Origin of the sequence: Tsukamurella sp. NPDC003166, assembly GCF_040611135.1 — a bacterium.
In the GTDB taxonomy this organism is placed as follows: Bacteria; Actinomycetota; Actinomycetes; order Mycobacteriales; family Mycobacteriaceae; genus Tsukamurella.
The window spans coordinates 1-24,732 of the sequence record NZ_JBEXNL010000003.1 but is presented as its reverse complement, the minus strand read 5'-3'; the positions used below and the strand labels follow the sequence as shown (position 1 = coordinate 24,732).

Genomic DNA, 24,732 nt, shown 5'->3' with positions numbered 1-24,732 from the left:
CCCATGCAGATCCGCGACACCGAACTCGCCGACGTCGTCCTGCTCGTCCCGACGCCGCACGTCGACGAGCGGGGCCTGTTCACCCGCACCTTCGACGCGGAGGTCTTCGACGCGCACCTCGGGGAGGACGGCGCCGCAGCACGATTCGTGCAGGACTCGCAGTCGCGGTCCGTGCGCGGCGTGCTGCGCGGGATGCACGGCAGGTCCGGCCGGGGCGAGGCGAAGCTGGTGCGCAGTGCCCGCGGCGCGGTGCACGACGTGCTGGTCGACGCGCGACCGCACTCGCCCACCTTCGGCCGCTCGCAGGCCTTCCGGCTGGACGACATCGAGTTCCACACGCTGTACGTGCCGCCGGGCTTCCTGCACGGATTCCAGGCCCTGACCGACGTGGCGGACGTGTGCTACCGGATCGACCGGCCGCACGACCCCGCCGAGGATCTCGCGGTGCACCACGCCGACCCGGACCTGGCGCTCGACTGGCCGCTCACGGCGTCGATCGTCTCGCCCCGCGACCGCGCAGCCGGCTCGTGGGCCGAGATCCGGTCGCGGTTGGGCTGAGCGGATCGTCATCGACGGCGCATCGATCCGTCGATCGCGCCGTCGGCCTGGAGGCCCTTGAGCACTGCGAGCCGCGTGAAGTCCTGGTGGAAGGAGTGCTCGGTGAGGCCGTACTCGGTGTACGCCTCGTGCAGCTCCGCCGCGCCGTCGGGAACCGTCCACTGCGCCTCGAAGCCGAGCTCGTCGCGGGCGCGGGAGAAGTCGACGCGGTACGAGCGGGGGTCGTTGCCCGCCTCGCCGGTGATCCGCACGGCCGCGCCGGGGACCACGTCGACCACGGACTGCGCGATCTGCGCGACCGTCACGTTGTTGGCCTCGGTACCCACGTTGTAGGCGCGCGCCGAGACCGTCTCCTTCGGCGCGGTGAGGCAGACGGCGAACGCCCGCGCGATGTCCTGCGCGTGCACCAGCGGCCGCCACGGCGTGCCGTCGGAGAGCACCAGCACCTCGCCGGTCAGCACGGCGTAGCCCATCAGGTTGTTGAGCACGATGTCGGCGCGGAGGCGCGGCGAGAAGCCGAAGGCCGTGGCGTTGCGGAGGAAGACGGGGGTGAAGTCGGCATCGGCGAGCGCCGCGGCGTCGTCCTCGACCCGCACCTTGCTGATCGCGTAGGGCGTGATCGGGTTGAGCGGCGCGTCCTCGTCGACGAGGCCCGCACCCGCGGCGCCGTACACCGAGCACGTCGAGGCGTACAGGAAGCGGGAGACGCCCGCCTCCTTCGCCAGCCGTGCCAGCCGGCTCGACGCCGCGTGGTTGATGTCGTAGGTGACCTCCGGCGCGAGCGAGCCGAGCGGATCGTTCGACAGGGCCGCGAGGTGGACCACCGCGTCGAATCCCCGGAGCTCCTCGACCGTCACGTCACGCAGGTCCGTGGTCAGCGTCGGCGGGTCGTCCACCGCCGGGCCGAGGACGCGGTCGGCGAACAGGCCCGAATCGAGGCCCGTCACCGCGTGCCCCTCGGCACGCAGGACCGGCGCCATGACCGTGCCCAGATATCCGTGGCTGCCCGTGAGCAGGACCTTCATCGATCTCCTCCGAATCGGATGATTGCTTTCTCCAGCAGGAAACCCTCGGCGTAGGCGGCGCGGCACTGGATGCCGCGCAACCGGGCCAGGCCGAGGAAGGCGTCGTCGTCGAACCAGTCGTGCGCGGTCTGCGACGGGTAGTGCTCGGCGAGCAGCCGGGCCTTCGCCATCGCGGAGTACGGCGAGAGCGGATTGAGCAGTGTGGGCTGCGGGGTGTCGGTCTCCCACTTGAGGATCTCGTAACCCAGCACCAGGTGGTCGCGGAACTCGGTGGGGACCAGCTCGGCCAGCTGGCGGTGGTCCTGATGCGCGTCGCCGCGGTGCGGTGCGAACACGACATCGGGCTCGGTGGAGCGGCGGAACGTCGACAGCAGCGACTTCGCGCGCTCCCAGTGGGCCGGCGCCCGGCCGTCCGGGAGGTCCACCACCGTCACGTGCAGCTCCGCCTCGGGCGCGAAGGCGGCCAGCGCGGAGCGCTCCTCCGCCTCGCGGGGTGTGCCGGCACCGCTTCCGATGAACGCGCGGACGCGCAGCCCCGGGTTGGCCTCCGCCAGCTGAAGGAGCGTGCCGCCCATGCCGATCGCGATGTCGTCGCAGTGCGCGCCGAGCACGGCGATCTCCGCGAGAGGGCCGGTCAACAGGTCGATCATGGCGCGACGGCGGTCTGCCACACCATCCAGGGCCGGTCGCCGCGCGCGTATCCGGCGTCGAGGTCGGCACGTTCCTTGAAGGTGTCGGCGGGCTTCCAGAAGCCGCGGTGCTTGTACCCCAACAGCTTCCCCTCCTTGGCGAGCGCCGTGCACGAGTCGGCGACGAGATCGCCGCCGGGCGGCAGGTGGTCGAAGACCTCCTGGGTGAGCACGAAGTAGCCGCCGTTCTCCCAGATCGGGAACTCGGACACGGGCGTGATGCCGGTGACCATCGAGGCACCGTCGACGTCCACGCAGTGGAACGAGGACTGCGGCGGGACCAGGAGCATCGAGGCGGCCGATCCCGTCGCGCGGACCTGGTCGATGATGTCGTTCATCGGCGCGTCGCTGAGCACGTCGGCGTAGTTCGCGAGGAAGTACTCGTCACCGTCGAGGTACGGGCGGGCGCGCCGGAGCCGTTCCCCGATCGCCGACTCCAGCCCGGTGTCGACGAAGGTGATCGACCAGTCGCTCATGTCGGTGGACAGCAGTTCCACCTCGCCACCGCGCATGACGAAGTCGTTGGACTCGGTCTCGCGGTAGTTCAGGAAGTAGTCCTTGATGTGCTGGGCGCCGTAGCCCAGGCAGAGGACGAAGTCCTTGTGACCGTAGTGCGCGTAGTAGCGCATGACGTGCCAGATCAGCGGGCGCGGCCCCACGAGCTGCATGGGCTTGGGCACCGCGTCGTCGGCGGCGTTGCGCATGCGCATGCCGTAGCCTCCGCAGAACAGGACGACCTTCATGATGTCCGACCCTTCGTCAGATTTCCACGGCCGCGGCACGGGGTCGCGCGGTGTGCAGGTGGGGCATGGGGTAGATCAGCTCGGTGCCGGCATCGACGAGGTGCCGCAGCTGCTCGGTGATCTCGGTCTCGAGGTTCCACGGCAGGACCACCACGACATCCGGGCGATCCGTGTCGAGTCGCTCGGGCTCGTGGATCGGGATCCGCGCGCCGGGCGTGAACCGACCGTGCTTGTACGGGTTCCGGTCGACGGTGTACTCGAGCAGGTCGGTGCGGATGCCGCAGTAGTTCAGCAGGGTGTTGCCCTTGCCGGGCGCGCCGTAGCCCGCGATCCGCTTGCCCTCGGCCCGGCGCTCGAGCAGGAAGCGCAGCAGGTCCTGCCGCGCGCGCTCGGCCAGCGCCCGCATGCCCGCGTACCCGGCGAGGTGGTGCAGGCCCGCCGCCTCCTCGGCGCGCAGCACCTCGCGCACCCGGTCCGACGGTGCCTGGGCCACCCCGTCGGGCCGTGCCCAGACGCGGATCGAGCCGCCGTGCGTGGGGATCGTCTCGACGTCGACGACGGTCAGCCCCGCGGTCGCGAGCGCGCGCTGCGCCGTCAGCACCGTGTAGTACTGGAAGTGCTCGTGGTAGATCGTGTCGAACTGTCCCTCGGCGACGAGCGGAAGCGCGTGGTGCACTTCGATGCTCAGCCAGCCGTCGTCGGCCAGTAGCCCGCGCAGACCCCGGGTGAATCCCAGCAGGTCGGGGATGTGGGCGTAGACGTTGTTGGCCACCACCAGGTCGGCCGGGCCGTGCTCGGCCCGGACGGCGGCGGCGGTCTCCGGGCCGAGGAACGCGGTCACCGTCGGGACCCCGCACTCGCGGGCGGCTTCGCCGACGTTGACCGAGGGTTCGATCCCGACGCACGGCACGCCCGCGGCGACGGCGTGCTGCAGCAGGTAGCCGTCGTTGCTGGCGACCTCGACGATCAGGCTGTCGACGCCGAGGCCCAGCCGTTCGATCGAGGAGTCGACGAAGCGCTTCGCGTGCTCGACCCAGCTGGCGGAGAACGACGAGAAGTAGGCGTACTCGGAGAAGGTCTCCTCCGGGATGATCAGAGCGGGGATCTGGAGCAGGAGGCACTCCTCGCAGATCCGCAGGTGCAGCGGGTAGGTGGGCTCCGGCAGGTCGAGCTCGTCCGCCGTGAGGAACTTCTCACAGGGCGGTGTGGCTCCGAGATCGACCACACTCCGCAGTCGCGACGAACCGCACAAACGGCACTGCATGATGGAATCCGTAACTGTCGACGGGGTGCTTCGAGACCCGAGCATAGCCTCTCAGGCTTTTCTGGTTGCAAATGGCTATTGATGTTGCGATCGCAATCGTGAACGTCTACGGTGGCTGACGACAGCCACTCGAGTCCGTCTCCGCCCACCGCCGAGAACCGGCGGTCCGGACGTCGGAGGGTCGAGGTCGGCGAGCGATCGCATACCCTGTGAGCAGCAGGGTATCAGCGATACTGACTCGTGGCCGCGGTCGTCCTGGGGGTGGAGGGGTGCGGCGCTCGGAGGGTGTTGCGCCTCGTTGCGGCGCATCGGACCCGGTGCGCCGTGAGGACCGGGTGCACGCGGAGCCTCGTTGGGAATTCGCAGTTGCAATGGCGTTGATCGCCGATTGCGATTTCCGAAGAGGTATTCGCCCAGCGGAGCTTCCGGCACCGATTCGGAGAGGCGGGACATGTCGATCGACACCTGGGCCGACGCGCGTGCGCCGCGAACCACCGTGCTCACTGCGGCTGTCCCGGTCCCGCCCGACCGCCCGGTCCCGCCCGACCGCCCGGTCCCGCCCGACCGCCCGGCGGTGCTCGACGGAGGTGTCGCGGTCTCCGCCGGCTCGTCATCGGCGCGCGCGGAGGCGGATGCGTACCGCGACAGGCTCGCCCGCTGGATCCTCGTCGCGGACGGCACGGTCGCCTTCGCCGCCGCCTGCGCGGGCACGGTCGTCGGGCTGCGTCAGGGCGCCGACCCGACGCTGCTCGTCGTGCTGGTCATCGTCGTGCATCTGCTCTGGTTCCATCAGCTGACCCGGACGCGGCCGATGGACGTTCCGCTGCTCCGTCTGGGTTCGGCCGAACTGCGGCGCGTCCTCGGCACCGTCCGGTCGGTGTTCGGCCCCGTGGTCGCGGTCGAGGTGCTGTTCCCCGCCCTCCTCCCGCACTCGCTCGTCGTCGTCTCCGGCCCCGTCGCCCTGGGCGGGATACTGCTCAGCCGCATCTGGTTCCGCCGGCGGCTCGGCCGCACGGATTCCGGCGCGGTGGGCGCGCCGACCCTCATCGTCGGTGGCTACTCCTCCGCCACCGCCTCGGCGCGGAGCCTGCTGCGCGCGGAGTACGCCGGCGCCCGGATCGTCGGCGTGTGCCTGCCGGCCGGTGACGCGCTGGCCGTCGACGCTCTCGAGGTGGAGGGCACGCGGATCCCCGTGGTCGGTACCGATCGCGCGGTGTCGGAGGCGGTCCGCGACACCGGTGCGGGCGTCGTCGTACTCACTGCCACGGACTCGCTCGGCCCGGACGACGTGCGCGATCTGATGTGGCACCTCGCCGAGGACGGTGTCGAACTGGTCGTCACCGCAGGCATCGCCGACGTAGCCGGCAGTCGGATCGTCAGCCAGCCGCTCGGACGGACACCGATGATGCACATCGCGGCCCCGAAGCCGAGCCGCTCGTTCGGCGTGGGGAAACGGCTCCTCGACCTCACCGTCGCCGTGGTCGGCCTGGTGCTGGCGGCGCCCGTGATGGTCGCGGTGGCCCTCGCGATCACGGTCGACAGTCGCGGTCCGGTCTTCTACCGCGCCACCCGCGTCGGATCCGGCGGCGCTCTTTTCGACATGATCAAGTTCCGCAGCATGTACATCGACGCCGACGCGCGCCGCGACGTGCTGTCCGGCGAGAACGTCGGCGCCGGACCACTGTTCAAGGTGAAGGACGACCCGCGCGTGACCCGGGTCGGGCGCGTCATCCGCCGGTACAGCCTCGACGAGCTGCCGCAGTTCTTCAACGTGCTGCGCGGCGAGATGGCCGTCGTCGGCCCGCGGCCCGCGCTCGCGCACGAGGTCGAGCAGTATCCGCCCGTGATGCGGCGGCGCCTGCTGGTCAAGCCGGGCGTGACGGGCGCGTGGCAGGTCAGCGGGCGCTCCGACCTCTCCTGGGACGAGTCGATCCGGCTCGACGTGGGGTACGTCGAGAACTGGTCCCTCGGCCAGGACATCAGCATCATCGCCCGCACGGTGAAGACCGTGCTCACCTCCGACGGCGCGTACTGACGGGCCGTATCGTCGTCTCCGTGCAGGACCGAACCCGGGACCGGACCGCGCCCGACGGTGCGCGGTTGCCCGCCGACCGTCGAACCCTTCTGGCGGTCGCGGCGGGCGGAGCCCTCGCCGCCGTCCTCGTGAACGAGCTGTCGACCGCGCCGACGTGGCGCAGCGCCGAATTCGACGTCCGGCTCCTCGGTTTCGCGCTCGTGTCGGTCGCCGCCGGCATTTTGTTCGGCCTGCGGGACCGGCTGGGCCCCCGCGCGTTCGGTCTCCTCGTGTTCGGCCTGCTCGCCGGCTTCTCGTCGGTCGGGGTCTACGCACTGGTCGGGCTGCTGGCGACGCCACCGGCGGCCGGAGTCCGATTCCTGTTCGCGGCGCCGGTGGTCGCCGCGCTGGGCACGGCGGCCGGACTGTGGCTGGTGCGGAGGATCCGCGGGTGATCGTGCTCGTCGCCGCGGCGGGGGCCGTGGGATCCGTGGCGGGGTACCGCCTGATCGCGGCCGGTCCGGGATGGAGCAGGCTGCTGCTGGTCACGGCCCTGCTGTCGATGCTGCTCGGCGCGGTGGCCCGCGTCGTCCGGGTCGTCGGCGACATGGGCCTGGCGACGGTGCCGATCGCCCTGCTGGGGCCGATGGTGACCTTCACCGGCATCCTCTGGTGGCTGCAGGCCGCCCCGCGGGGGACGTGGTGGCGGGGGCTCGTCGTGGTGGCGAGCGCCGCCGCCGCCGCGATCCTGGGCTACCTCTCCTTCGACCTGCTCGGCCTGGCGTACCTGAAACTGCCGCGCATCGGCTGATCAGATCGCGGGCAGGGCGATGTACTTGGTGTTCAGGTACTCCTCGATGCCCTCGCTGCCGCCCTCGGAGCCGAGGCCGGACTGCTTGATCCCGCCGAACGGGGCCGCGGGATCGGAGATGACGCCGCGGTTGACGCCGACCATGCCGGCCTGCAGTCTCCGCGCGACGCGCTGCGCCCGGCCGAGATTCTCGGTGAAGAAGTACGCGGCGAGGCCGTACTCGGTGTCGTTGGCCATGGCGACGCCCTCGTCCTCGGTGTCGAAGCCGACGACCGCGGCGACGGGCCCGAAGATCTCGTCCCGGCGGATGCGGGCACCGCCGGGAATGCCGTCCAGGACGGTGGGCTCGAAGAAGAACCCGGCACCGTCGACCTGCTTGCCGCCGGTGCGCACCGTGGCGCCCGCGGCGACGGCCTCGTCGACGAGCGCGGAGATGGAGCCGCGCTGCTCGGCGTTGATGATCGGGCCGATCGCGGAATCAGCCTCCCAGCCCGGACCGACCCGCATCGCCGCGACGCGTTCGGTGAGTTTGGTGGTGAAGTCCTCGCGGATGCCGTTCTGCACCAGGATGCGGTTGGCGGCGGTGCAGGCCTCGCCGCCGTTGCGCATCTTGGCGAGCATGGCACCGTCGACGGCCTTGTCGAGATCGGCGTCGTCGAACACGAGGAACGGGGCGCTGCCGCCGAGCTCCATCGAGGTGCGCAGGACGTTGTTCGCCGCCTGCGCGAGCAGGATCTTGCCGACCCCGGTGGAGCCGGTGAACGAGACCTTCCGCAGGCGGGCGTCGTCCATGAGCTCCTTGACGACGGTCGGCGCGTCGAGGGTCGGGAGCACCGACAGGACTCCGGCCGGCAGACCGACCTCGGCGAAGATCTGCGCGAGCAGCAGCATGGTGAGCGGGGTGTCCTCGGCGGGCTTGACGATCATGGTGCAGCCCGCGGCGAGCGCGGGGCCGATCTTGCGGGTTCCCATGGCGAGCGGGAAGTTCCACGGGGTGACCGCCAGGCACGGCCCGACGGGCTCCTTGACGACGGCGATCTCCCCGGTCCCGGCGGGGGCGGTCGCGGTGCGGCCGCCGATGCGCACGGCCTCCTCGGAGAACCAGCGCAGGAACTCGGCGCCGTAGGCCACCTCGCCGCGGCTCTCGGGCAGGATCTTGCCCATCTCGAGGGTCATGAGGAGGGCGAAGTCGTCGGCGCGCGCCGTGACGGCCTCGAACGCCGCGCGCAGGATCTCCGCGCGGGTGCGGGCGGGGGTGGCGGCCCACTCGTCGGCGACGCCGGTCGCCATGTCCAGGGCGGCCCGGGCATCCGCGGGGGTGGCGTTCGCGACGGCGGCGAGGACCTCGCCGGTGGCGGGGTTGACCACGTCGAAGGTGCGGCCGGACTCGCTCGGCACGGAGCGGCCGCCCTGCCACAGGCCGGTGGGGATGCCAGCGGGGAGTGCGTGGGATGCGGTCATGGTGGTGGGCCTCTCGGTGGCAGTGGGGCGGTGTGGATGTGGTGGTGACGGGTGCCTGCGGCGAAGCACTCTCGGATTCCGTCCGGTTCGGACGACGTGTCCGGAACGGACGGAATCCGAGAGTCGCGCGGCAGAGAGACCCGCTCCCTGGCGGGGCAGCGGGTCGGCGGGTCGGCGGGTCGGCCGAGCCTCTCTAGGCAGCGGCCTCGCGGATCGCCGTCTCCAGCACGGTGAGAGCGTCGTCGAGCAGGTCGTCGCCGATCACCAGCGGCGGCAGCAGCCGGATGACATTGCCGTAGGTGCCGCAGGTCAGGATCACGACGCCGGCCGCGAGGGCCTTCGCCGCGACGGCCTTCGTCAGGTCGGCGTCCGGCTCCGTCGTTCCGGCCTTGACCAGCTCGATCGCGATCATCGCGCCGCGACCGCGGACGTCACCGATCACGCCGATCTCCTCCGCCAGGGCGCGCAGTCGCGAGACGGCGCGCGCGCCGATGGCCCGGGCACGAGCGGGGAGGTCGAGGTCCGCCATGGTGTCGAGTGCGGCGAGCGCGCCGGCACAGGCGACGGGGTTGCCGCCGTAGGTGCCGCCGAGGCCGCCCGCGTGCACCGCGTCGAGCAGGTCGGCGCGGCCGGTGATCGCGGAGAGCGGCATGCCGCCCGCGATGCCCTTGGCCATGGTCATGATGTCCGGCACGACGCCCTCGTCCTCGCAGGCGAACCACGCTCCGGTGCGGGCGAAGCCGGTCTGCACCTCGTCGGCGATGAAGACGACGCCGTTGTCCTTCGCCCAGGCGGCCAGGGCGGGAAGGAAACCGGGCGCGGGCACGATGAAGCCGCCCTCGCCCTGGATGGGCTCGATGATGACGGCGGCCACCGAGTCGGCGCCGATCTGCTTCTCGATCTGGGAGATCGCGCGGGCCGCGGCGGCGGCACCGTCGGCGTCGAGGCCGGCGGCGGCGTCCCGGTACGGGTACGACATCGGCATCCGGTAGACCTCGGGCGCGAAGGGGCCGAAGTCCTTCTTGTAGGGCATGGTCTTCGCGGTCAACGCCATCGTGAGGTTGGTACGGCCGTGGTAGGCGTGGTCGAAGGCGACCACCGCATCGCGGCCGGTGGCCAGGCGCGCCACCTTGACGGCGTTCTCCACGGCCTCGGCGCCGGAGTTGAACAGCACGGTGCGCTTGTCGTGGTCGCCGGGGGTGAGCGCGTTCAGGCGCTCCGCCACGGCCACGTAGCCCTCGTACGGGGTCACCATGAAGCAGGTGTGGGTGAAGTGCGCAGCCTGCGTCGCAACGGCTTCCGCGACGCGCGGGTCGGACGCGCCGACGCTGGTCACGGCGATGCCGGAGCCCAGGTCGATCAGCGAGTTGCCGTCGACGTCCACGATGACGCCGCCGTCGGCGTCCGCGGCGTACACGGGCACGGACGAGCCGACCCCGCCGGCCACGGCGGACCGTCGGCGCTCCGCCAGGCGGGCGGACTCCGGGCCGGGGAGGGCGGTGACGAGATTGCGGACCTGCGGCAGGCGGTACGTCAGGGAGGTGGTGGATGCGGTCATGTCAGGGTCTCCTTGTCGACGTCGACGGGGGCGATGGTGCGGCGCAGGGTCTCGCCGCGGAAGAAGGCGGGATGGGTGGCCCGCCGCACGAACATCAGCACGACCCCCAGGAGGAGCAGGCCGAAGCCGATGTAGAACACGAGGCCGATTCCGAACAGCGAGGAGCCGCTGCCGTTCTCGGGGTTGAGGCTCTCCTGCACCGAGATGACGAAGACGATCGCGAGGATCGTGCCGCCCAGCAGCGGGAACAGGAACTTGTAGACGATGTTGTGCACACCGGTGAACAGTTCGCGGCGGAAGAACCAGACGCAGGCGAAGGCCGTGATGCCGTAGTACCAGCAGATCATGATGCCCAGCGCGGCGATGGTGTCGAGCAGGGCGCGGTCCGAGAGCATCTTGACCACGGCGTAGAAGACGGCGGTGATGATGCCGGAGACGACGGTCGCGTAGGTCGGGACCAGGTAGCGCGGGTGCACCGCGGCCAGCTTCTTCGGGAAGGCGCCGTAGCTGCCCATCGCGAGCATCGTCCGCGCCGCGGGCAGGAAGGTGGTCTGCAGGCTGGCGATGGACGAGGCGAAGATCGCGAGGAACAGCATGAGGCCGCCGAAGCCGCCCAGCACCGGGTTCGCGAGCGGCCGGAAGACGTTCTCGGAGTTGTCCGGGTTGCCCAGGCCCACGCCCTCGGTGCCGACGCCCGCGTACATCATCACGGCGATCGCCACGAGCAGGTAGGTGATGAGGATCGACACCACCGCGAGCAGCCCGGCGCGCCCGGGGACCTTCGTGGGGTCCTTGGACTCCTCGCCGAGCGTGAGGCACGTGTCCCAGCCCCAGAACGCGAAGATCGAGCCCGTGAGGCCGACGACGAACGCCGCGATCGTCAGCCCGGTGAAGGGGTTGAACCAGTCGATCGAGAAGGACAGCCCGGTGGGTACTCCGTGCGAGCGCACGATCGCCGTGACCGCGAAGGCCACCAGCACGACCATCTGGAAGCCGACCAGCGCGTACTGCACCACGGCGCTGGTGGTGACGCCGCGACCCGAGATGTAGGTCGCGATCACGATGAACACCAGTGTGGTCGCGATGTTGACGAGCTTGTTCGAGGCCAGATCCGCGATCGAGTCGTTGCCCACCACCTGCGCGAGGAACAGGTAGAAGTAGTCGACGGCGATCGCCGCCAGGTTCGACAGCACGATGATGGTGGCCAGCACCATGCCCCATCCGCACATCCAGCCCACGTACGGCCCGAAGGCCTTGGTGGACCAGGTGAACGACGCGCCGCAGTCCGGCACCCGCGAGTTGAGCTCGCGGTAGGCGTAGGCGGTGAGGAACATCGGGATGAACCCGGCGATGAAGATCGCGGGCATCTTCAGCCCGACCGAGGCGACGATGAGGCCGATACTGGCGGTCAGCGTGTAGCCGGGGGCCACCGTCGAGATGCCGAGGACCGCGCCCGCGAGGGTTCCGATCCTGCCCTTCGCGAGGCCCTTGTCGACGGTGTCGCCGCTCCCGTCCGCGGACGCGGTGTCGGGACCGCGGCCCGCGTCGGCGGTCATGAGATCCCGGCCCGGGGCACGACGATCATCGGGACGTCGAGGACGCGGAGCATCTTCGCCGCGGTCGAGCCGAGGAACAGGCGCCGGGGCGCCGCGAGGCGGCTCGAGCCGACGAGGATCACGTCGCCGGGGTGCCAGTCGAGGCTGTTGACGGCGTCCTCGACCGTGTCGCCGAGGACGACCGCCGAGGTCACCTCGACCGATCCGGACAACTTGCCGCGGGCCTCGTCGAGCACCTCGAGAGAATGACGGCGGGCCTCGTCGAGCTTGCCGTCGTCGCTCTGCTGCGGACCGGGCATCAGGTCGACCGCGATGAGCGAGACGAGCCGGAGGGGGACGCCGGCGCGCTCGGCGCCGGCGATCGCGGCGTCCAGCAGCTCCGCGGCGCCCGGTCGGGCACCGACCGCACAGGTCACCGATCGCACCCGCTCCGCCTTGGAGTGGCGCTGCCCGCGCGGGGCCAGCGCCACGGCCATGGGTGCGGAGTGGATGAGGTCGTTGACCACGGGGCCCAGCGAGTGCCTGCCGAGCAGTCCTCCGCCGGTGGCGCCCGTCACGACGATCGAGGCGCCGATCCGCTCCGCCTCGGCGATGATGCCGCCGGCGATCGAGTCGTGCACGCCCACCTGGGTGCTCGCGGTCACGTCGTCCGGCACCAGTGTCTTCGCCTGCGCCAGCCAGGCGTCCGCCTGCTCGGTGAGTACCTGGGAGGTCAGGTCGCCCGAGACGAACGACCCCGTGTGGTCGGGCGGCACCACCATGCCGAGCGCGAGCTCGGCGCCGAGGGTGCGCGCCAGCTGCACGCCGAGCGCGACGGCGTCGCGGCCGCCGTCGGTGGCCAGGTAGGCGACGTAGATCTTCATTCCTCCCCCTCGCAGCACGACGATGCGGCACCGTCGGAATCGGTGGAACAGCACGACCCGGTCTTCGCGGGCGTGGGGGCCACGTCCAGCGACGGGTTCCGGTCGAAGAAGCCGAAGGGCTTGAGCCAGAAGCTCACCGTGTCCGCCGGCATGATCGGCCAGTCCTCGGGACGGGTGATGTGGTGGATGCCGAAGGTGTACCAGAGCACCACGTCGGTGTTCTCGATGGAGCGGTTCTGCGCGGTCCAGGCCGGCAGGCCCATCCCACCGCCGCCCTGATTGACGAACTCGCCCGCGGGCCAGCGCTCCTCGCGATCGTTGGGGGTGACCCACAGGGTGTGCTCGATGGCGCGGCAGCGGTCGAGGATGGGGGAGGCCGGGTCGAACATCGCGGGGACGTTCGCCGACGCGACCAGCTTGTACGACGGATGGACGCCCAGGCCGGTGGTGACGTTGTCGTTGACCACCTTCCACGAGCGCTGCGTGGGGTAGTGCGGGTCCTGCTTGCCCTCGGACTCGGTGCGCAGCGGCGTGTTCACCTGCTGCAGCGACAGTCCGTACGGGTTGTCCGGCCCGGTGGGCACCATCTGCGTCTCGGACCGGTAGACGGTGTTGTTCTCGCCGTCCACGTCGAGGTCCATGCGCGCGACGATGAAGTGCTGGTGGAAGGGCGCGTAGGTGCGCTGGTCGACGAGCGTGCCGTGCGGATGGGATCCGCCCTCGGGGAAGTGACTGACCACCATGATGCCGGTGGCGCGCACCTCGCACTCGATGTTGCCGTCCTCGTAGAACCGCCAGTAGGTGAGGTACTCGTAGTTCGCGACGGTCACGTGGAAGGACACCGTGAGGCGGCGCATGCGGCGGACCTCGGCGCCGGCGTGGTGGTCCACGTGCTTCCAGAGGACGGCGTTGTCCTCCTCGTGGATGCAGATCGCGTTGGCGATGTCGTAGGGCTCGCCCTTGCTGTCGTGGAGCGTGGCGTCCAGGTACCGGATCTCGCCGAGGCAGTCGCAGCCGAGCGCCAGCGAGGTGGTCATGAAGCCGAGGCCCCACTCGCCGATGTCGAAGGCGGTGCGCCGGTAGTGGTCCTCGCAGTGGTCGCGGTAGGGGACCATCATCTCGGCGAAGGAGAGGCGGTGCGCGATCTTGCGCACGTTCCCGTTGTCGTTGTAGGTGATCGCGTGCAGGGTCATGCCCTCGCGGTAGTTGAAGCCCACCCGCAGCGACCAGTTCTGCCAGGTCAGCTTGTTGCCCTCGAGGGTGAAGCCGGGGCCCTCGGGCTGGGTGATCTCGAGCGGCTTGCGCTCGGGGCGCGTGCTCGCCTCGCGGATCTCCTTGGGCAGCATCCGCGGCACGTACTCGCCCATGATCTCCGGACGTTCCACGTGGAACGTGTCCTCGATCTTCAGCAGCTCCATGGTGTTGAGGTCGATCACGCAGTGGAAGCCGTTGACCGGCCCGGCGTAGGGGTTGGCACCGTCGACCGCCCGGACCCAGGTGTCGGACCAGCCGATCCGCCGCCCCGCGAACTCCTCCGGGATCAGCACCGCGCCGTAGGTCCAGGTGTCCATGAACACCAGCGACATGTCGGTGATGCCCCGCGCGGCGAGCGCCGCGATGACGTCGGGGTGGGCGCGCAGGGCCTTGTCGGCCTCGTCCCACTCGTCGACGGTGACGTTCGCCTGCACGTCCGGGATGTGGTCGAAGGCGGTGACGGCGCCGTCCGTCAGGGACAGGCGGGCCTTGTAGGTGCGGTTCGCCGTGCGGTCGAAGAGCACCGCGACCGCGACGCGCTCGCAGGGCGTCCCGTCGGCGTCGAAGGCGGTGATCTCGGCCTTGCTCGGCTCGAACATCTCGATCGAGGCGTAGCGCCAGTCGTCGTTCACGCCGTGCTCGCGGGCGAGCAGCGCGGTGACGGCGCGGATCTCGTCGGCGGAGAGCGGGTCCAGAGGATGGGCGGCGGGGGAGGAGGTCTGCATCGCGGGGTGCCTTTCTCGGCGGGCTTCGGCGGCGGTTAGTCGTTGCTGCTCATGACGTGCTTGATACGGGTGTAGTCCTCCAGGCCGTACGCAGACAGGTCTTTGCCGTAACCCGAGTGCTTGAATCCGCCGTGCGGCATCTCGGCGACGAGCGGGATGTGGCAGTTGATCCACACCGCGCCCGCGTCGATGCGGATGCTCATCCGGTTCGCGGTGGCGTGGTCGGTGGTCCAGACGCTGGCCGCCAGGCCGTAGTCGACGCCGTTGGCGAGTGCCACGGCCTCGTCCTCGGTGGCGAAGGGCTGCACCGTGATGATCGGGCCGAAGGTCTCCTCCTGGACGATCGGATCGTCCTGGTGCACACCGGTGATCACGGTCGGCTCGAGGTAGAAGCCCTGCTCGCCGATCCGCTTGCCGCCGGTCGCGACGACCGCGTGCGCGGGCAGCGCCGCCAGCTTGTCGAGCACGGCGCCGAAGTGGCGCACGTTGTTGAGGGCGCCGAAGAAGGCGTCCGGGTCGTCGGGCGCGCCGGGCCGTAGCGTCTGCGCCTGCGCGACGAGCGCGGCCACGAAGTCCTCGTACACCGACTCGTGGACCAGCGCCCGCGTGGCGGCGGTGCAGTCCTGGCCGGCGTTGAAGAAGGCGGCCTGGGCGATGCCCTCCGCGGCGCGGGCGAGGTCCGCGTCGGCGAACACGACGGCGGGGGCCTTACCGCCCAGCTCCAGGTGCGCGCGCTTGACGTCCGTCGCCGCCGCGGTCGCGACGGCGACGCCCGCACGGACCGACCCGGTGATCGCGACCAGGCCGAGCGCGGGGTCGCTCACCAGCCGGGCGCCGACGCCGCCGTCGCCGAGGACCACGTTGAACACGCCGTCGGGGAGGACGTCCTTGGTGATCCGGGCCAGCACCAGGGTCGATTCGGGCGTCGTGTCGGAGGGCTTGAGCACCACGGTGTTACCCGCGGCGAGGGCGGGCGCGATCTTCCAGATGGCCATCATGAACGGGTAGTTCCACGGGGTCACCTGGCCGACGACGCCGATCGGCTCGCGCCGGACGTACGAGGTGAAGCCGTCCATGTACTCGCCCGCGGACCGGCCCTCGAGCATCCGGGCCGCGCCCGCGAAGAATCGCACCTGGTCGGCGCAGACGAGGACCTCCTCCGACTTCACCAGGGCGGCGATCTGGCCGGTGTTGCGCACCTGCGCCGCGACGATCTCGTCGGCGTGCTCCTCGATGGCGTCGGCCAGCGTGAGCAGCGCCGCCTGCCGCGCGCTGGGCGTGGTGCGGCCCCAGGTGAGGAAGGCGCGCTCGGCGGCGGCGATCGCAGCGGCCACTTCGGCGTCGGTGGACACCGGGGAGACCGCCACGACCTGCTCGGTCGCGGGATCGACGACGTCGATCGAGGTGCCGGACGTCGAGTCGACGAAGGCTCCGTCGATGTAGTTCTGGAGGCGGTCTGTCATCGCGGCTCTTTCTCGTCGGTGGCGGCAGGGCGGGTGCGGTCCTCTCACTGTGCGCTGGGTCACTGTTCATCGCATCTGCCAGAATGGCGACATCGATCGGAGTGACTCGACGAAATGGAGTGGCATGGCCGTCACGGTGCGCTGGCTGCTCGCGCAGCGGGACCTGGGTCTCGGGCTCCGTGCGGGGGCCGCGGCGACCGATGTCCCCATCACTTTCGTCATCACCACCGAGCTGTCGGATCCCACGCCCTGGCTGGCCGGCGGCGAGATGCTGCTGACCACGGGCATCGGCATCCCACCCGGCGACGAGGGGTGTCGGATGTACGTGCGCCGACTCACCGAACGCGGTGTCTCGGCGCTCGGGTTCGGTGTGGGCGTGTCGCGGGCCAGCGCACCGTCGGCCCTGGTCGCGGCGGCCGACGAGTACGGCTTGGCCCTCGTGGACGTGCCGCTGCCGACGCCCTTCGTGGCCGTTGCGCGCACCGTCATCGACGAGATCGCGCGCCGCGCGAACGCGTCGCAGGTGGCCGCAGGCCGTGCCCAGCAGCGCATGACCCGAGCGGCAGTGGTCGGCGGACCGTCGGCCACGCTGCGCGAGCTCGCGGTGGGCTGCGGCGGCACGGCCCTGCTCCTGGACCGCAGCGGCCGGGTGGTGCAGGCCCACCCCGTGGACGTCGATCCGGCCGCGTCGCGCGAGGTGGGCGAGCTGGCGCGGGCGCACCGCGCGGCATCCGCGGTCGGGCCGGTGACGGCGGTGGACGGGGCCGGTCGTGCGACGATCGTGACCCAGCCGATCCGCGTCGGCGACCGCGAGCACGGCCACCTCGGCGTCGTGCTGCCGCACGAGCCGCTGGCCACCGATCACGTCCTCATCGGGCACGCGAATTCGTTGTTGGCGTTGGACTTCGAGCGGCCGCTGCGGCTGCTGCGTGCGCAGTGGCGGATCAACGCGGCGGCCCTGCGGCTGGTGCTGTCGGCGGGCGGGGACTCCGATGAGGCCGCGCGCCTGGTCGGCGAGGCCGCCGATCCGGCGGGCGTCCGTGCGCTCGTGGTCCGCGGCGGCGAGGCCGAGGCCGTCGTCGCCGCGGTGCGGGCGGCGCTGCACGACGCTGGCCGGCCGGTGTTCGTGACCGAGGCGGCCGTCGACGTCGTCGTCGCGCTGCTCGGCGGCGCCGACGGGCCGACCTTCGCGGACCGACTGGTCGCGAGTCTCGCACCCGGCGAGCGGGCGCGGCTGCGGTCGGGGCTCGGAGCGCCGCATGCGGCGGGCGCCGTCGCCGAAGCGGTGTCCGCGGCCGAGCTCGCCGCCCGCGCGGCCCGGCCCGGCGGGGGCACCGTCGACGCCTCCGCGCTGGCCGGGCGGACTCTGTTCACCGACCCCGGCACGCGGGGCGCGCTGACCGCGCTCGACCGCGCGCTGCTCGAGCCCTTGCGTGTGCAGGACCCCGGTCTGGCGCAGGCGCTCCGTGCGTACCTCGAGAACCACGGGCAGTGGGAGGGGACCGCCGCGGCCCTCGGTGTGCATCGGCACACCGCGCGGGCGCGGGTGGCGCGGGCGGAGGAGGTGCTCGGTGTGGACCTGAAGTCGGCGCGGGTGCGCGCCGAGCTCCTACTGGCCCTGCTGCTCGGCGACGAGTAGCGCTCGCAGGCCCTCGATCATCGCCGCGCGCCCCAGGTCGAAGGCCTGCAGCGAGCGATCCGGGCCCGACGGTGCCGCGGCCACCGCCCGGCGCAGATCCTCGGCGCCCGGCTCGTCGCCGACGTGGATCGGCTCGTCGGGCGCGGACACGTCGAGCGCCGCACCGAGCAGGAAGTTCTCCACGCCGACGATGATCCCCATGACGCGATCGACGGGGAATCCGGCGCGGAGCAGCGCCGCCGCCGCGGCGGTGTACATGGCCAGGTTCTGGTCGCCGCCGATGGTCTCGGTCGCGAGCAGCCGGACCGCCGACGGGTGCGCGGCGAAGGCGTCGCGGTAGGTGCGGGCCCAGGTGTCCAGGGCCTCGTCCCACGGCAGCGCGTCGAAGCAGGTGGCGTCGATGTCCGCGGTCACGAGGTCGCGGACGAGGCCGATGACGCCCGCCCGGCCCTCGACGTGGTGGTAGATCGAGGAGACCTGCACCCCGAGCCGGCGGGCGAGCGCGGGCATGCTCAGGGAGCCGTCCTCATCGACCAGTTCCAGCGCCGCCGCTCCGATCGAGGCGCGGTCGAGCTGCGGGCTGCTGGGCCGTCCGACACGTCTGCTCACCTGCACGAACCTACCCGATCCAGCGATTAATCGACAGGCCTTCGATTTGGCTCTTGTGGCGGCCGTCACCACGGTCTATCTTTTATCGAAAGCCTGTCGATAAATTCTGGAGGAGCCGAGATGGAGCTCATCGTCGCGCCGGAGATCCCGGTATCGCCCGCCCGCGTGGACACCCCGGCCCGCGAGCCGCTGCGCGTCGCCCTCGTGCAGCACCGCTGGCACGACGACGCCGACCTGCTCGCGAAGGAGCTCACCGACGCGATCGGGCAGGCGGCCGAGGCCGGCGCCGAGGTCGTCTTCCTCTCGGAGATCACCTTGCTGCGCTACCCAGCGTTCGAGCGGGGCGGCGCGCAGCCCAGCGCGTTCGCCGAGGACCTGCTGACCGGGCCCACCTTCACCTTCGCCGCCGCCGCGGCGAAGCAGCACGGCGTCGTCGTCCACGCCTCCCTCTACGAGCGGCATCCCGACGCGGAGCCGCTGGGCTACAACACCGCGATCCTGGTCTCGCCGTCCGGCGAGCTACTCGGGAAGACCCGCAAGCTGCACATCCCGGTCACGGCCGGCTACTACGAGGACACCTACTTCCTGCGCGGCCCCGGGCCGGACGGCGGCGCCGATCCCTACCCGGTCCACGCACCGTCGGAGCTGGGCGGCGCGCGGTTCGGGCTCCCGACCTGCTGGGACGAATGGTTCCCCGAGGTCGCACGGGCCTACTCCCTGGGTGGGGCCGACATCATCGCCTACCCGACGGCGATCGGCTCCGAACCCGATCACCCCGACTTCGACACCGCGCCCCTGTGGCGACAGGTGATCGTGGGCAACGGGATCTCCAGCGGCACCTTCATGGTGGTGCCCAACCGCTGGGGGAACGAGGGCGCCATCACCTTCTACGGCAGCTCGTTCATCTCGGACCCGTACGGCCGCGTCCTCGTCGAGGCGCCCCGCGACGCGTCGGCGGTGCTCGTGGCGGACCTGGACTTGGACCAGCGGCGCGACTGGCTCACGCTCTTCCCGTTCCTCACCACCCGCCGGCCGGACACCTACGGCCTGCTCACCGAGCCGGTGTCGGCGCGCGGCCCCCTGGGCGGTGCCCGGTGACCTGGCGGATGCCGTCGGAAACGGCGCACCAGACCCGCACATGGATGGCCTACCCGTCCGCCGGGTACTCGCTGGGCGACACGGCTTCGGAGCAGGAATCCGCGCGCACCACGTGGGCTGCGGTGGCGAACGCGATCGTCGACTTCCAGCCCGTGACCGTGGTCGTCGATCCCGACGAGCGGCAGGCCGCGCTGCGTCACCTGGCCGGCGCCGTCGACGTCGTGGAGGCCCCGCTGAACGACGCCTGGATGCGCGACATCGGCCCCACCTTCGTCGTCGACGAGGATGGGCGGCTGGGCGCCGTGGACTGGGTGTTCAACGGCTGGGGCGGCCAGTCCTGGGCGACGTGGGACCGCGACAGCCGGATCGGGGCTTTCGTCGCCGAGCTCGCCGGGGCCGAGTACATCGGGTCCGACCTGGTGGGCGAGGGCGGGGGAATCAACGTCGACGGTGCCGGCACCGTCCTGCTGACCGAGACCGTCCAGCTGGATCCGGGCCGGAACCCGGGGCTCTCGAAGGCCGACGTGGAGGCCGAGTTGGCCCGGACGATCGGCGCGACGCACGCGGTGTGGTTGCCCTACGGGCTCGCCCGCGACTCCGACACCTTCGGTACGCGCGGCCACGTCGACATCGTCGCGACCGTCCCGTCGGCGGGCACCGTCCTGCTGCACGACCAGCGCGATCCCGCGCATCCGGACCACGAGCGGTGCCGGGGCATCCGGGAGGTCTTCGCCGCGTCGACGGACGCCGCGGGCCGGCCCTGGGAGGTCGTGTCCGTCCCCGCCCCGACGGTGCTCCGCGACGCCGAGGGCTTCGTCGACTACAGCTACATCAATCACGTCGTGGTCAACGACGCCGTGGTCGCCTGCTCCTTCGACGACCCGAACGACGCTGTGGCGGTGGAGGTCCTGGCCGCCGCCTATCCCGGCCGGGAGATCCTCACCGTCGACGCGCGGCCGCTGTTCGCCCGCGGCGGCGGCATCCACTGCATCACGCAGCAGCAGCCCGCGGTCTGAGTCCGCCCCGTGCCGCGCGACAATCGTTGCGACTGATGTAGGTCGGACGGTGGGGCGATGACGGCGTGGATGATCGCGGCGATGGTGGTCGCCGGGTTCGCTGCGGGCCTGATCGGCTACATCACCGGGCTGGCCTCGCTGGTCTCGTATCCGGCGCTGCTCGCGATGGGCCTGTCGCCGGTGGCGGCCAATGTCACGAACACGGTCGCGATGGTGGCGGTGGGCGGTGGCTCCATCGCGTCGTCGGCGTCCGAGCTGGTGAAGAACAAGCCGCAGATGCGGTTGCTCGCCGTGCTCGCGGTTGCGGGCGGCGTCGTGGGCTCCGCTCTGCTGATGCTGGCTCCGGGGAGCACCTTCGAGGCCGTGGTGCCGGCACTCATCGCCGTTGCCGCAGTGGCGATCCTGCTGCAGCCGCGGCTGCGCGAGCGCCCCGAGGTCGCGCGTCTCGCGCGGTACTACCCGGTCGGAGTCTTCCTGGTCTCGGTGTACGGCGGCTACTTCGGCGCGGGGGCCGGGGTGATGATCCTGGCGCTCACCCTGGTCGCGACGTCCGAGCCGCTGTGGCGCGCGGCGATGCTCAAGGCCTACGTCCTCGGGCTGGCGAACCTGGTGGCGGCCATCGGCTTCGCTGTCTTCGGCCCGGTGCACTGGCCGGCGGCGATCGCGATGGCGATCGGCGGGTTCCTGGGCGGCTGGTGCGGCCCGCCCGTCGTGGCGCGGATCGACGCCGGACGCCTGCGGGTGGTGGTCGCGATCTGCGGGCTCGGGCTCGCGGCGTGGCTGGCGCGCGGGTGGTTCTGACCGCTCAGCAGGAGCCCTGCACGACGGCCTTCGCGGTGCCGAAGAACTGGTAGAGGTACACGAGTTCCCAGTCGGCGGGGCCGTAGTCGTACGAGCGCGGGACCGCCCGCAGTACCGTCTCGCCGCTGTAGCACCGGTCGAAGATGTACCGGGACCGCGTGAGGTGGTAACCCCAGCTGATCACGATCACCGACTTCCAGCCGTGCCGCTCGGACAGCCGCCGCGTGAACATCGCCTCGCCGCGCGTCGTACTGGGCGCGGGCCGCTCGCACGTGATGGCGATGTCGTCGATCCTGGTGTCGCACAGGTCCTGCATGGTGCGGTCGGTCGCGGCGTACGGGTTCGAGAGGACCACGTTCTTGGCGTACCCCTCCTGGGCGAGGCGGATCCCGTAGTACTCGCGGGAGTCGTGTTCACCGCCCAGGACGATGATCGCGTCCACCTTGCGGAGCGGATCCTCGTGCGGGACACCGAAGAGCACGTACCCGACCCCACCGACCGCGGCGAGCACGGCGACGACGAGCACCGCTGTCACCCACAGGAGCTTTTGCCATCGCCGCACGCGGCCACCCTACCGGCGTCGATGGCGCGCCGCCGACCTGAGCCGCTTCGCCGCACAACCTCCCCGTCACCTTTGTAGTGGTCCCGGTGTCGGGGCTGCGGTCGCCGGCTTCGGTATGACTTCCACCCCTGTCGTAGTTGATGATCCGGGTTGTGGCGTCGCCGGGGTCGGTGGCGCCGGTCGACCGCTGATAGGGATACGTCCACCTGCACTTTTCGGGGTTGGGCTTTCGTAACGTGGGTGCCGGGGATCTGCGCTTGACTTGCGGTCGCGAAGCAGTTCCACGAGTTGGAAGGGTGCAGATGAACGAACGACTCGACTATGCAGTGTTTCTCGGACTTGACGTCGGCAAGAGTAGTCACCATGGCTGCGCGTTGACACCGGTTGGCCGGACCGTGTTCGACAAGCCAGTACCGCAAGCGCACCCGACCTGGAGCGCCTGTTCCAGAAGCTCTTCACCGATCGCGGGCCGGTGTTGGTGATTGTGGATCAGCCAGCGTCGATCGGTGCCCTCGCCGTCGCGGTCGCGCAGGCCACCGACGGCGTGGACGTGGCCTACCTGCCAGGGCTCGTGATGCGCCGGTTGGCGCAGACCCATCCGGGCTCGGCGAAGATCGACGCCTGCGATGCCTATGTGATCGCCGAAGCCGCCCGCTCGACCCCGCACACCCTGCGGCCCCTGGACGTCGGGCGAGGAGGCGCTGGCGAATCTGCGTGTGCTGGTTGGCTTCGACACTGACCTCGCCGGGGAGGTCACTCGCCTGACGAACCGGATTCAATCGCTGCTGGGGCAGATCCACCCCGCCCTAGATCGTGTGCTCGGCCCACGACTGCAGCAGACCGTGGCGCTGAAGTTGCTGCGCCGCTACGGCGGACCTACTGGGCTGTCGAAACTCTCGCGCCGCCAGCTCTCGGCGGTGGTGACCAAGCAGGCGCACCGCAACCGCGCCCAGCTGGTCGAAGCGATCGAAAAGGCACTTCGCGAGCAGACCGTCGTCGTACCCGGCACCGCGGGTGTGGAGGCGGTGATCCCGAAGCTGGTCGAGACGCTCTCGGGGTTGCTTGCTCAGCGGGCGGAAGCAGCCACACGGAGAGAGGAGATATTGTCCGCGCACCCTCTCGGGAAGGTCCTGACCTCCATGCCGGGGATCGGGGTCAGGACCGCCGCCACCATCCCCGTCGAGGTCGGGGACATCGGTCGATTTCCCACTAGCGGGCACCTCGCCTCGTACGCCGGCCTCCCACCCGTCACCCGGCAATCCGGCAGCTCCATCCGCTGTGAGCACCGCAGCCACGGCGGCAACAAAGCCCTCAAACGGGCCCTGTTCTTGTCCTCCTTCGCCGATCCCGCCTCCCGGGCCTCTTACCAGCGAAAACGGTCCGAAGGGAAGCCTCACAACGCCGCGCTGGTCTGCCTGTCCCGCCGTCGCATCGACGTCCTGCACGCCATGCTCCGGCGCAGCCAGCCGTACCAACATCGACGGTCCACGTCGATCGCCGCATAGCCGCGACGACCAGAACGGAATCGAGGTCGGGCCTGGCGGACCGCCTCAAGATTCGCGCGCCCGGACCTTGGCGGCGCCGAGGCACGACGTCGCACGACCGGACGAGTGCGTGACGTTGTTGCGGACACGGGTCGCGTTACATCTTCGGGACTGCTGCACCGATAGGTGACATCTGATCTGGCTTGCCTGAGAGGGCCGGCCTGGAAGGATGGCCATCGTGCCCAAGCCCTATCCGAAAGAGTTCCGCGACGACGTGGTCCGGGTTGCCCGGGACCGTGAGAGCGGTGTGACGATCGAGCAGATCGCGAAGGACTTCGGGGTGCACCCGATGACCTTGCAGAAGTGGATGCGTCGCGCTGATATCGACGACGGCAACAAGCCTGGGATGACGTCGGGGCAGTCTGCGGAGCTGCGTGAGGCGAATAGACGAATCCGCCTGTTGGAGCAGGAGAATGAAGTCCTGCGACGGGCTGCGGCGTATCTGTCGCAGGCGAACCTGCTGGGAAAAGGTTCTACCCGCTCGTGAAGGAGCTCGCCGCCGACGGGATCCCCGTCACGGTGACGTGCCGGGTCCTCAAGCTCGCCCGCCAGCCCTACTACCGATGGCTCAATGATGCGGTCACCGCCGCCGACCGGGTCGCCGCGGAGCGGGCGAACGCCCTGTTCGATGCGCACTGCGAGGACCCGGAGTTCGGGTACCGGTTCCTCGCTGACGAGGCCGACGCTGCTGGTCAACCCATGAGCGGCCGGACGGCGTGGCGGATCTGCTGCGCCAACGGCTGGTGGTCGACCTTCGGAAAGAAACGAGGCCGCAACGGCAAGAAGCCCGGGCCGCCGGTGCACGATGACCTGGTCGAACGCGACTTCACCGCCGAGCTTCCGAACGAGCTCTGGTTGACCGATATCACCGAGCACTGGACCGACGAGGGCAAGCTCTACCTGTGCGCGATCAAGGACGCCTGCTCGGGGCGGATCGTCGGCTACAGCATCGACTCCCGTATGCAATCACGCCTCGCAGTGAACGCGCTCAACAATGCTGTTGCTCGCCGCGAAGGCGACGTATCCGGTTGCATTGTCCACTCGGACAGAGGGTCTCAGTTCCGGTCTCGGAAGTTCGTCGCAGCGTTGAACCGGCACGGCCTCGTCGGATCAATGGGCCGGGTCGGCGCCGCCGGCGACAACGCAGCGATGGAATCGTTCTTCGCGCTGCTCCAGAAGAATGTCCTCAATCGACGTCGGTGGGCCACCCGCGAGCAACTGCGGATCGCGATCGTCACTTGGATCGAGCGGACCTATCACCGCCGCCGCCGGCAAGCCCGCCTCGGCCGCTTGACGCCCATCGAATACGAGACCATCATCAACACAGCCGCGACAGCGGCATGACACCGTAACTGTCACCTATCGGTGCAGCAGTCCCTTCGACCTAGTGGCGCGTGGCTGAAGTCTTCTTCCGGTCGATCTTGGCGAGGATGTCCTCCGCGGTTTTGACCCACACGAACGGATGTGAGCGTGGGTTCC

21 protein-coding genes and 1 pseudogene are annotated in these 24,732 nt (G+C 70.6%); 10 read left to right on the top strand and 12 right to left on the bottom strand.

All coding sequences use genetic code 11. The features are described from left to right. Positions 1-3 precede the first annotated feature (3 nt). Positions 4-558: a dTDP-4-dehydrorhamnose 3,5-epimerase family protein gene (locus tag ABZX10_RS04335; RefSeq protein WP_355534918.1), complete on the top strand. Its 555-nt coding sequence runs from the start codon at positions 4-6 to the stop codon at positions 556-558. A gap of 8 nt (positions 559-566) precedes the next feature. Here ABZX10_RS04335 and ABZX10_RS04330 read toward each other — a convergent pair whose 3' ends face one another. Genes ABZX10_RS04330 through ABZX10_RS04315 form a run of 4 tightly spaced genes read right to left on the bottom strand, consistent with a single transcriptional unit; the run spans position 567 to position 4,279 of the window. Continuing rightward, complete coding sequence (locus ABZX10_RS04330) at positions 567-1,583, bottom strand: SDR family oxidoreductase (protein WP_355534916.1); 1,017 nt, start codon at positions 1,581-1,583, stop codon at positions 567-569. After that, a complete protein-coding gene (locus ABZX10_RS04325) occupies positions 1,580-2,233 on the bottom strand; it encodes a PIG-L family deacetylase (protein WP_355534914.1) in 654 nt (217 codons plus the stop codon). The genes ABZX10_RS04330 and ABZX10_RS04325 overlap by 4 nt, the downstream gene beginning before the upstream one ends. Then, positions 2,230-3,015, bottom strand: coding sequence for a glucose-1-phosphate cytidylyltransferase (locus ABZX10_RS04320; protein WP_355534912.1), 786 nt, complete (start codon positions 3,013-3,015; stop codon positions 2,230-2,232). The genes ABZX10_RS04325 and ABZX10_RS04320 overlap by 4 nt, the downstream gene beginning before the upstream one ends. A 16-nt stretch (positions 3,016-3,031) precedes the next feature. After that, a complete protein-coding gene (locus ABZX10_RS04315) occupies positions 3,032-4,279 on the bottom strand; it encodes a class I SAM-dependent methyltransferase (RefSeq protein WP_355534910.1) in 1,248 nt (415 codons plus the stop codon). 451 nt (positions 4,280-4,730) lie between these two features. Here ABZX10_RS04315 and ABZX10_RS04310 point away from each other — a divergent pair, with 451 nt between their 5' ends. Genes ABZX10_RS04310 through ABZX10_RS04300 form a run of 3 tightly spaced genes read left to right on the top strand, consistent with a single transcriptional unit; the run spans position 4,731 to position 7,104 of the window. Beyond that, a complete protein-coding gene (locus tag ABZX10_RS04310; protein ID WP_355534908.1) occupies positions 4,731-6,314 on the top strand; it encodes a sugar transferase in 1,584 nt (527 codons plus the stop codon). A 20-nt stretch (positions 6,315-6,334) separates the two neighbouring features. Continuing rightward, entirely contained in the window at positions 6,335-6,748 is a 414-nt protein-coding gene (locus ABZX10_RS04305) for a hypothetical protein (protein WP_355534906.1), read from the top strand. Beyond that, positions 6,745-7,104 (top strand): hypothetical protein, encoded by a 360-nt coding sequence (locus ABZX10_RS04300; RefSeq protein WP_355534904.1) that lies wholly within the window; start codon positions 6,745-6,747, stop codon positions 7,102-7,104. Before ABZX10_RS04305 ends, ABZX10_RS04300 begins: the two co-directional genes overlap by 4 nt. Here the strand turns inward: ABZX10_RS04300 and ABZX10_RS04295 are convergent, their stop codons facing one another. From ABZX10_RS04295 to ABZX10_RS04270, 6 genes are all read right to left on the bottom strand, one after another. After that, positions 7,105-8,565, bottom strand: coding sequence for an NAD-dependent succinate-semialdehyde dehydrogenase (locus ABZX10_RS04295; RefSeq protein WP_355534902.1), 1,461 nt, complete (start codon positions 8,563-8,565; stop codon positions 7,105-7,107). A gap of 193 nt (positions 8,566-8,758) precedes the next feature. Beyond that, on the bottom strand, positions 8,759-10,123 hold the full coding sequence (gabT, locus tag ABZX10_RS04290) for a 4-aminobutyrate--2-oxoglutarate transaminase (RefSeq protein WP_355534900.1): 1,365 nt from the start codon (positions 10,121-10,123) through the stop codon (positions 8,759-8,761). Further along, the gene (locus ABZX10_RS04285) at positions 10,120-11,679 is read right to left on the bottom strand and encodes an APC family permease (RefSeq protein ID WP_355534898.1); all 1,560 of its coding nucleotides are present in this window, start codon (positions 11,677-11,679) and stop codon (positions 10,120-10,122) included. The genes gabT and ABZX10_RS04285 overlap by 4 nt, the downstream gene beginning before the upstream one ends. Next, on the bottom strand, positions 11,676-12,542 hold the full coding sequence (locus ABZX10_RS04280; RefSeq protein WP_355534895.1) for a universal stress protein: 867 nt from the start codon (positions 12,540-12,542) through the stop codon (positions 11,676-11,678). The genes ABZX10_RS04285 and ABZX10_RS04280 overlap by 4 nt, the downstream gene beginning before the upstream one ends. After that, positions 12,539-14,521, bottom strand: a complete 1,983-nt coding sequence (locus ABZX10_RS04275; protein WP_355534893.1) for a primary-amine oxidase — start codon at positions 14,519-14,521, stop codon at positions 12,539-12,541. Before ABZX10_RS04275 ends, ABZX10_RS04280 begins: the two co-directional genes overlap by 4 nt. Positions 14,522-14,556: 35 nt before the next feature. Further along, positions 14,557-15,984, bottom strand: coding sequence for an aminobutyraldehyde dehydrogenase (locus tag ABZX10_RS04270; RefSeq protein WP_355534891.1), 1,428 nt, complete (start codon positions 15,982-15,984; stop codon positions 14,557-14,559). Between the two features lie 124 nt (positions 15,985-16,108). On the opposite strand from ABZX10_RS04270, the gene ABZX10_RS04265 reads away from it, so the two are divergent. Beyond that, the gene (locus tag ABZX10_RS04265) at positions 16,109-17,623 is read left to right on the top strand and encodes a PucR family transcriptional regulator (protein WP_355534889.1); all 1,515 of its coding nucleotides are present in this window, start codon (positions 16,109-16,111) and stop codon (positions 17,621-17,623) included. Here the strand turns inward: ABZX10_RS04265 and ABZX10_RS04260 are convergent. Further along, entirely contained in the window at positions 17,594-18,232 is a 639-nt protein-coding gene (locus ABZX10_RS04260; protein WP_355534887.1) for a TetR/AcrR family transcriptional regulator C-terminal domain-containing protein, read from the bottom strand. The genes ABZX10_RS04265 and ABZX10_RS04260 overlap by 30 nt on opposite strands. Before the next feature lie 120 nt (positions 18,233-18,352). Between ABZX10_RS04260 and ABZX10_RS04255 the strand changes: the two genes are divergently transcribed. Genes ABZX10_RS04255 through ABZX10_RS04245 form a run of 3 tightly spaced genes read left to right on the top strand, consistent with a single transcriptional unit; the run spans position 18,353 to position 21,147 of the window. Continuing rightward, positions 18,353-19,330, top strand: a complete 978-nt coding sequence (locus tag ABZX10_RS04255; protein ID WP_355534885.1) for a nitrilase-related carbon-nitrogen hydrolase — start codon at positions 18,353-18,355, stop codon at positions 19,328-19,330. Next, positions 19,327-20,346 (top strand): agmatine deiminase family protein, encoded by a 1,020-nt coding sequence (locus ABZX10_RS04250; RefSeq protein WP_355534883.1) that lies wholly within the window; start codon positions 19,327-19,329, stop codon positions 20,344-20,346. Before ABZX10_RS04255 ends, ABZX10_RS04250 begins: the two co-directional genes overlap by 4 nt. Positions 20,347-20,403: 57 nt before the next feature. Beyond that, positions 20,404-21,147, top strand: a complete 744-nt coding sequence (locus tag ABZX10_RS04245) for a sulfite exporter TauE/SafE family protein (RefSeq protein ID WP_355534881.1) — start codon at positions 20,404-20,406, stop codon at positions 21,145-21,147. 4 nt (positions 21,148-21,151) lie between these two features. Here the strand turns inward: ABZX10_RS04245 and ABZX10_RS04240 are convergent, their stop codons facing one another. After that, positions 21,152-21,709, bottom strand: coding sequence for a YdcF family protein (locus tag ABZX10_RS04240; RefSeq protein WP_355534879.1), 558 nt, complete (start codon positions 21,707-21,709; stop codon positions 21,152-21,154). Positions 21,710-22,011: 302 nt separating this feature from the next. Here ABZX10_RS04240 and ABZX10_RS04235 point away from each other — a divergent pair. Next, positions 22,012-23,214: pseudogene (locus tag ABZX10_RS04235) on the top strand (IS110 family transposase). A gap of 217 nt (positions 23,215-23,431) precedes the next feature. Continuing rightward, positions 23,432-24,597 (top strand): IS3 family transposase gene (locus ABZX10_RS04230; protein WP_355534877.1). Its coding sequence is split into 2 segments (ribosomal slippage): positions 23,432-23,704 and positions 23,707-24,597, totalling 1,164 coding nucleotides; the frame shifts between segments, so codons are not numbered across the junction. Positions 24,598-24,732 lie beyond the last annotated feature (135 nt).

Bases quoted from the DNA above. Each gene is read 5' to 3' on its own strand.
- ABZX10_RS04335 (WP_355534918.1), top strand. From the start codon at position 4: ATGCAGATCCGCGACACCGAACTCGCCGACGTCGTCCTGCTCGTCCCG.
- ABZX10_RS04330 (WP_355534916.1), bottom strand. From the start codon at position 1,583: ATGAAGGTCCTGCTCACGGGCAGCCACGGATATCTGGGCACGGTCATG.
- ABZX10_RS04325 (WP_355534914.1), bottom strand. From the start codon at position 2,233: ATGATCGACCTGTTGACCGGCCCTCTCGCGGAGATCGCCGTGCTCGGC.
- ABZX10_RS04320 (WP_355534912.1), bottom strand. From the start codon at position 3,015: ATGAAGGTCGTCCTGTTCTGCGGAGGCTACGGCATGCGCATGCGCAAC.
- ABZX10_RS04315 (WP_355534910.1), bottom strand. From the start codon at position 4,279: ATGCAGTGCCGTTTGTGCGGTTCGTCGCGACTGCGGAGTGTGGTCGAT.
- ABZX10_RS04310 (WP_355534908.1), top strand. From the start codon at position 4,731: ATGTCGATCGACACCTGGGCCGACGCGCGTGCGCCGCGAACCACCGTG.
- ABZX10_RS04295 (WP_355534902.1), bottom strand. From the start codon at position 8,565: ATGACCGCATCCCACGCACTCCCCGCTGGCATCCCCACCGGCCTGTGG.
- gabT (WP_355534900.1), bottom strand. From the start codon at position 10,123: ATGACCGCATCCACCACCTCCCTGACGTACCGCCTGCCGCAGGTCCGC.
- ABZX10_RS04285 (WP_355534898.1), bottom strand. From the start codon at position 11,679: ATGACCGCCGACGCGGGCCGCGGTCCCGACACCGCGTCCGCGGACGGG.
- ABZX10_RS04280 (WP_355534895.1), bottom strand. From the start codon at position 12,542: ATGAAGATCTACGTCGCCTACCTGGCCACCGACGGCGGCCGCGACGCC.
- ABZX10_RS04275 (WP_355534893.1), bottom strand. From the start codon at position 14,521: ATGCAGACCTCCTCCCCCGCCGCCCATCCTCTGGACCCGCTCTCCGCC.
- ABZX10_RS04270 (WP_355534891.1), bottom strand. From the start codon at position 15,984: ATGACAGACCGCCTCCAGAACTACATCGACGGAGCCTTCGTCGACTCG.
- ABZX10_RS04265 (WP_355534889.1), top strand. From the start codon at position 16,109: ATGGCCGTCACGGTGCGCTGGCTGCTCGCGCAGCGGGACCTGGGTCTC.
- ABZX10_RS04255 (WP_355534885.1), top strand. From the start codon at position 18,353: ATGGAGCTCATCGTCGCGCCGGAGATCCCGGTATCGCCCGCCCGCGTG.
- ABZX10_RS04245 (WP_355534881.1), top strand. From the start codon at position 20,404: ATGACGGCGTGGATGATCGCGGCGATGGTGGTCGCCGGGTTCGCTGCG.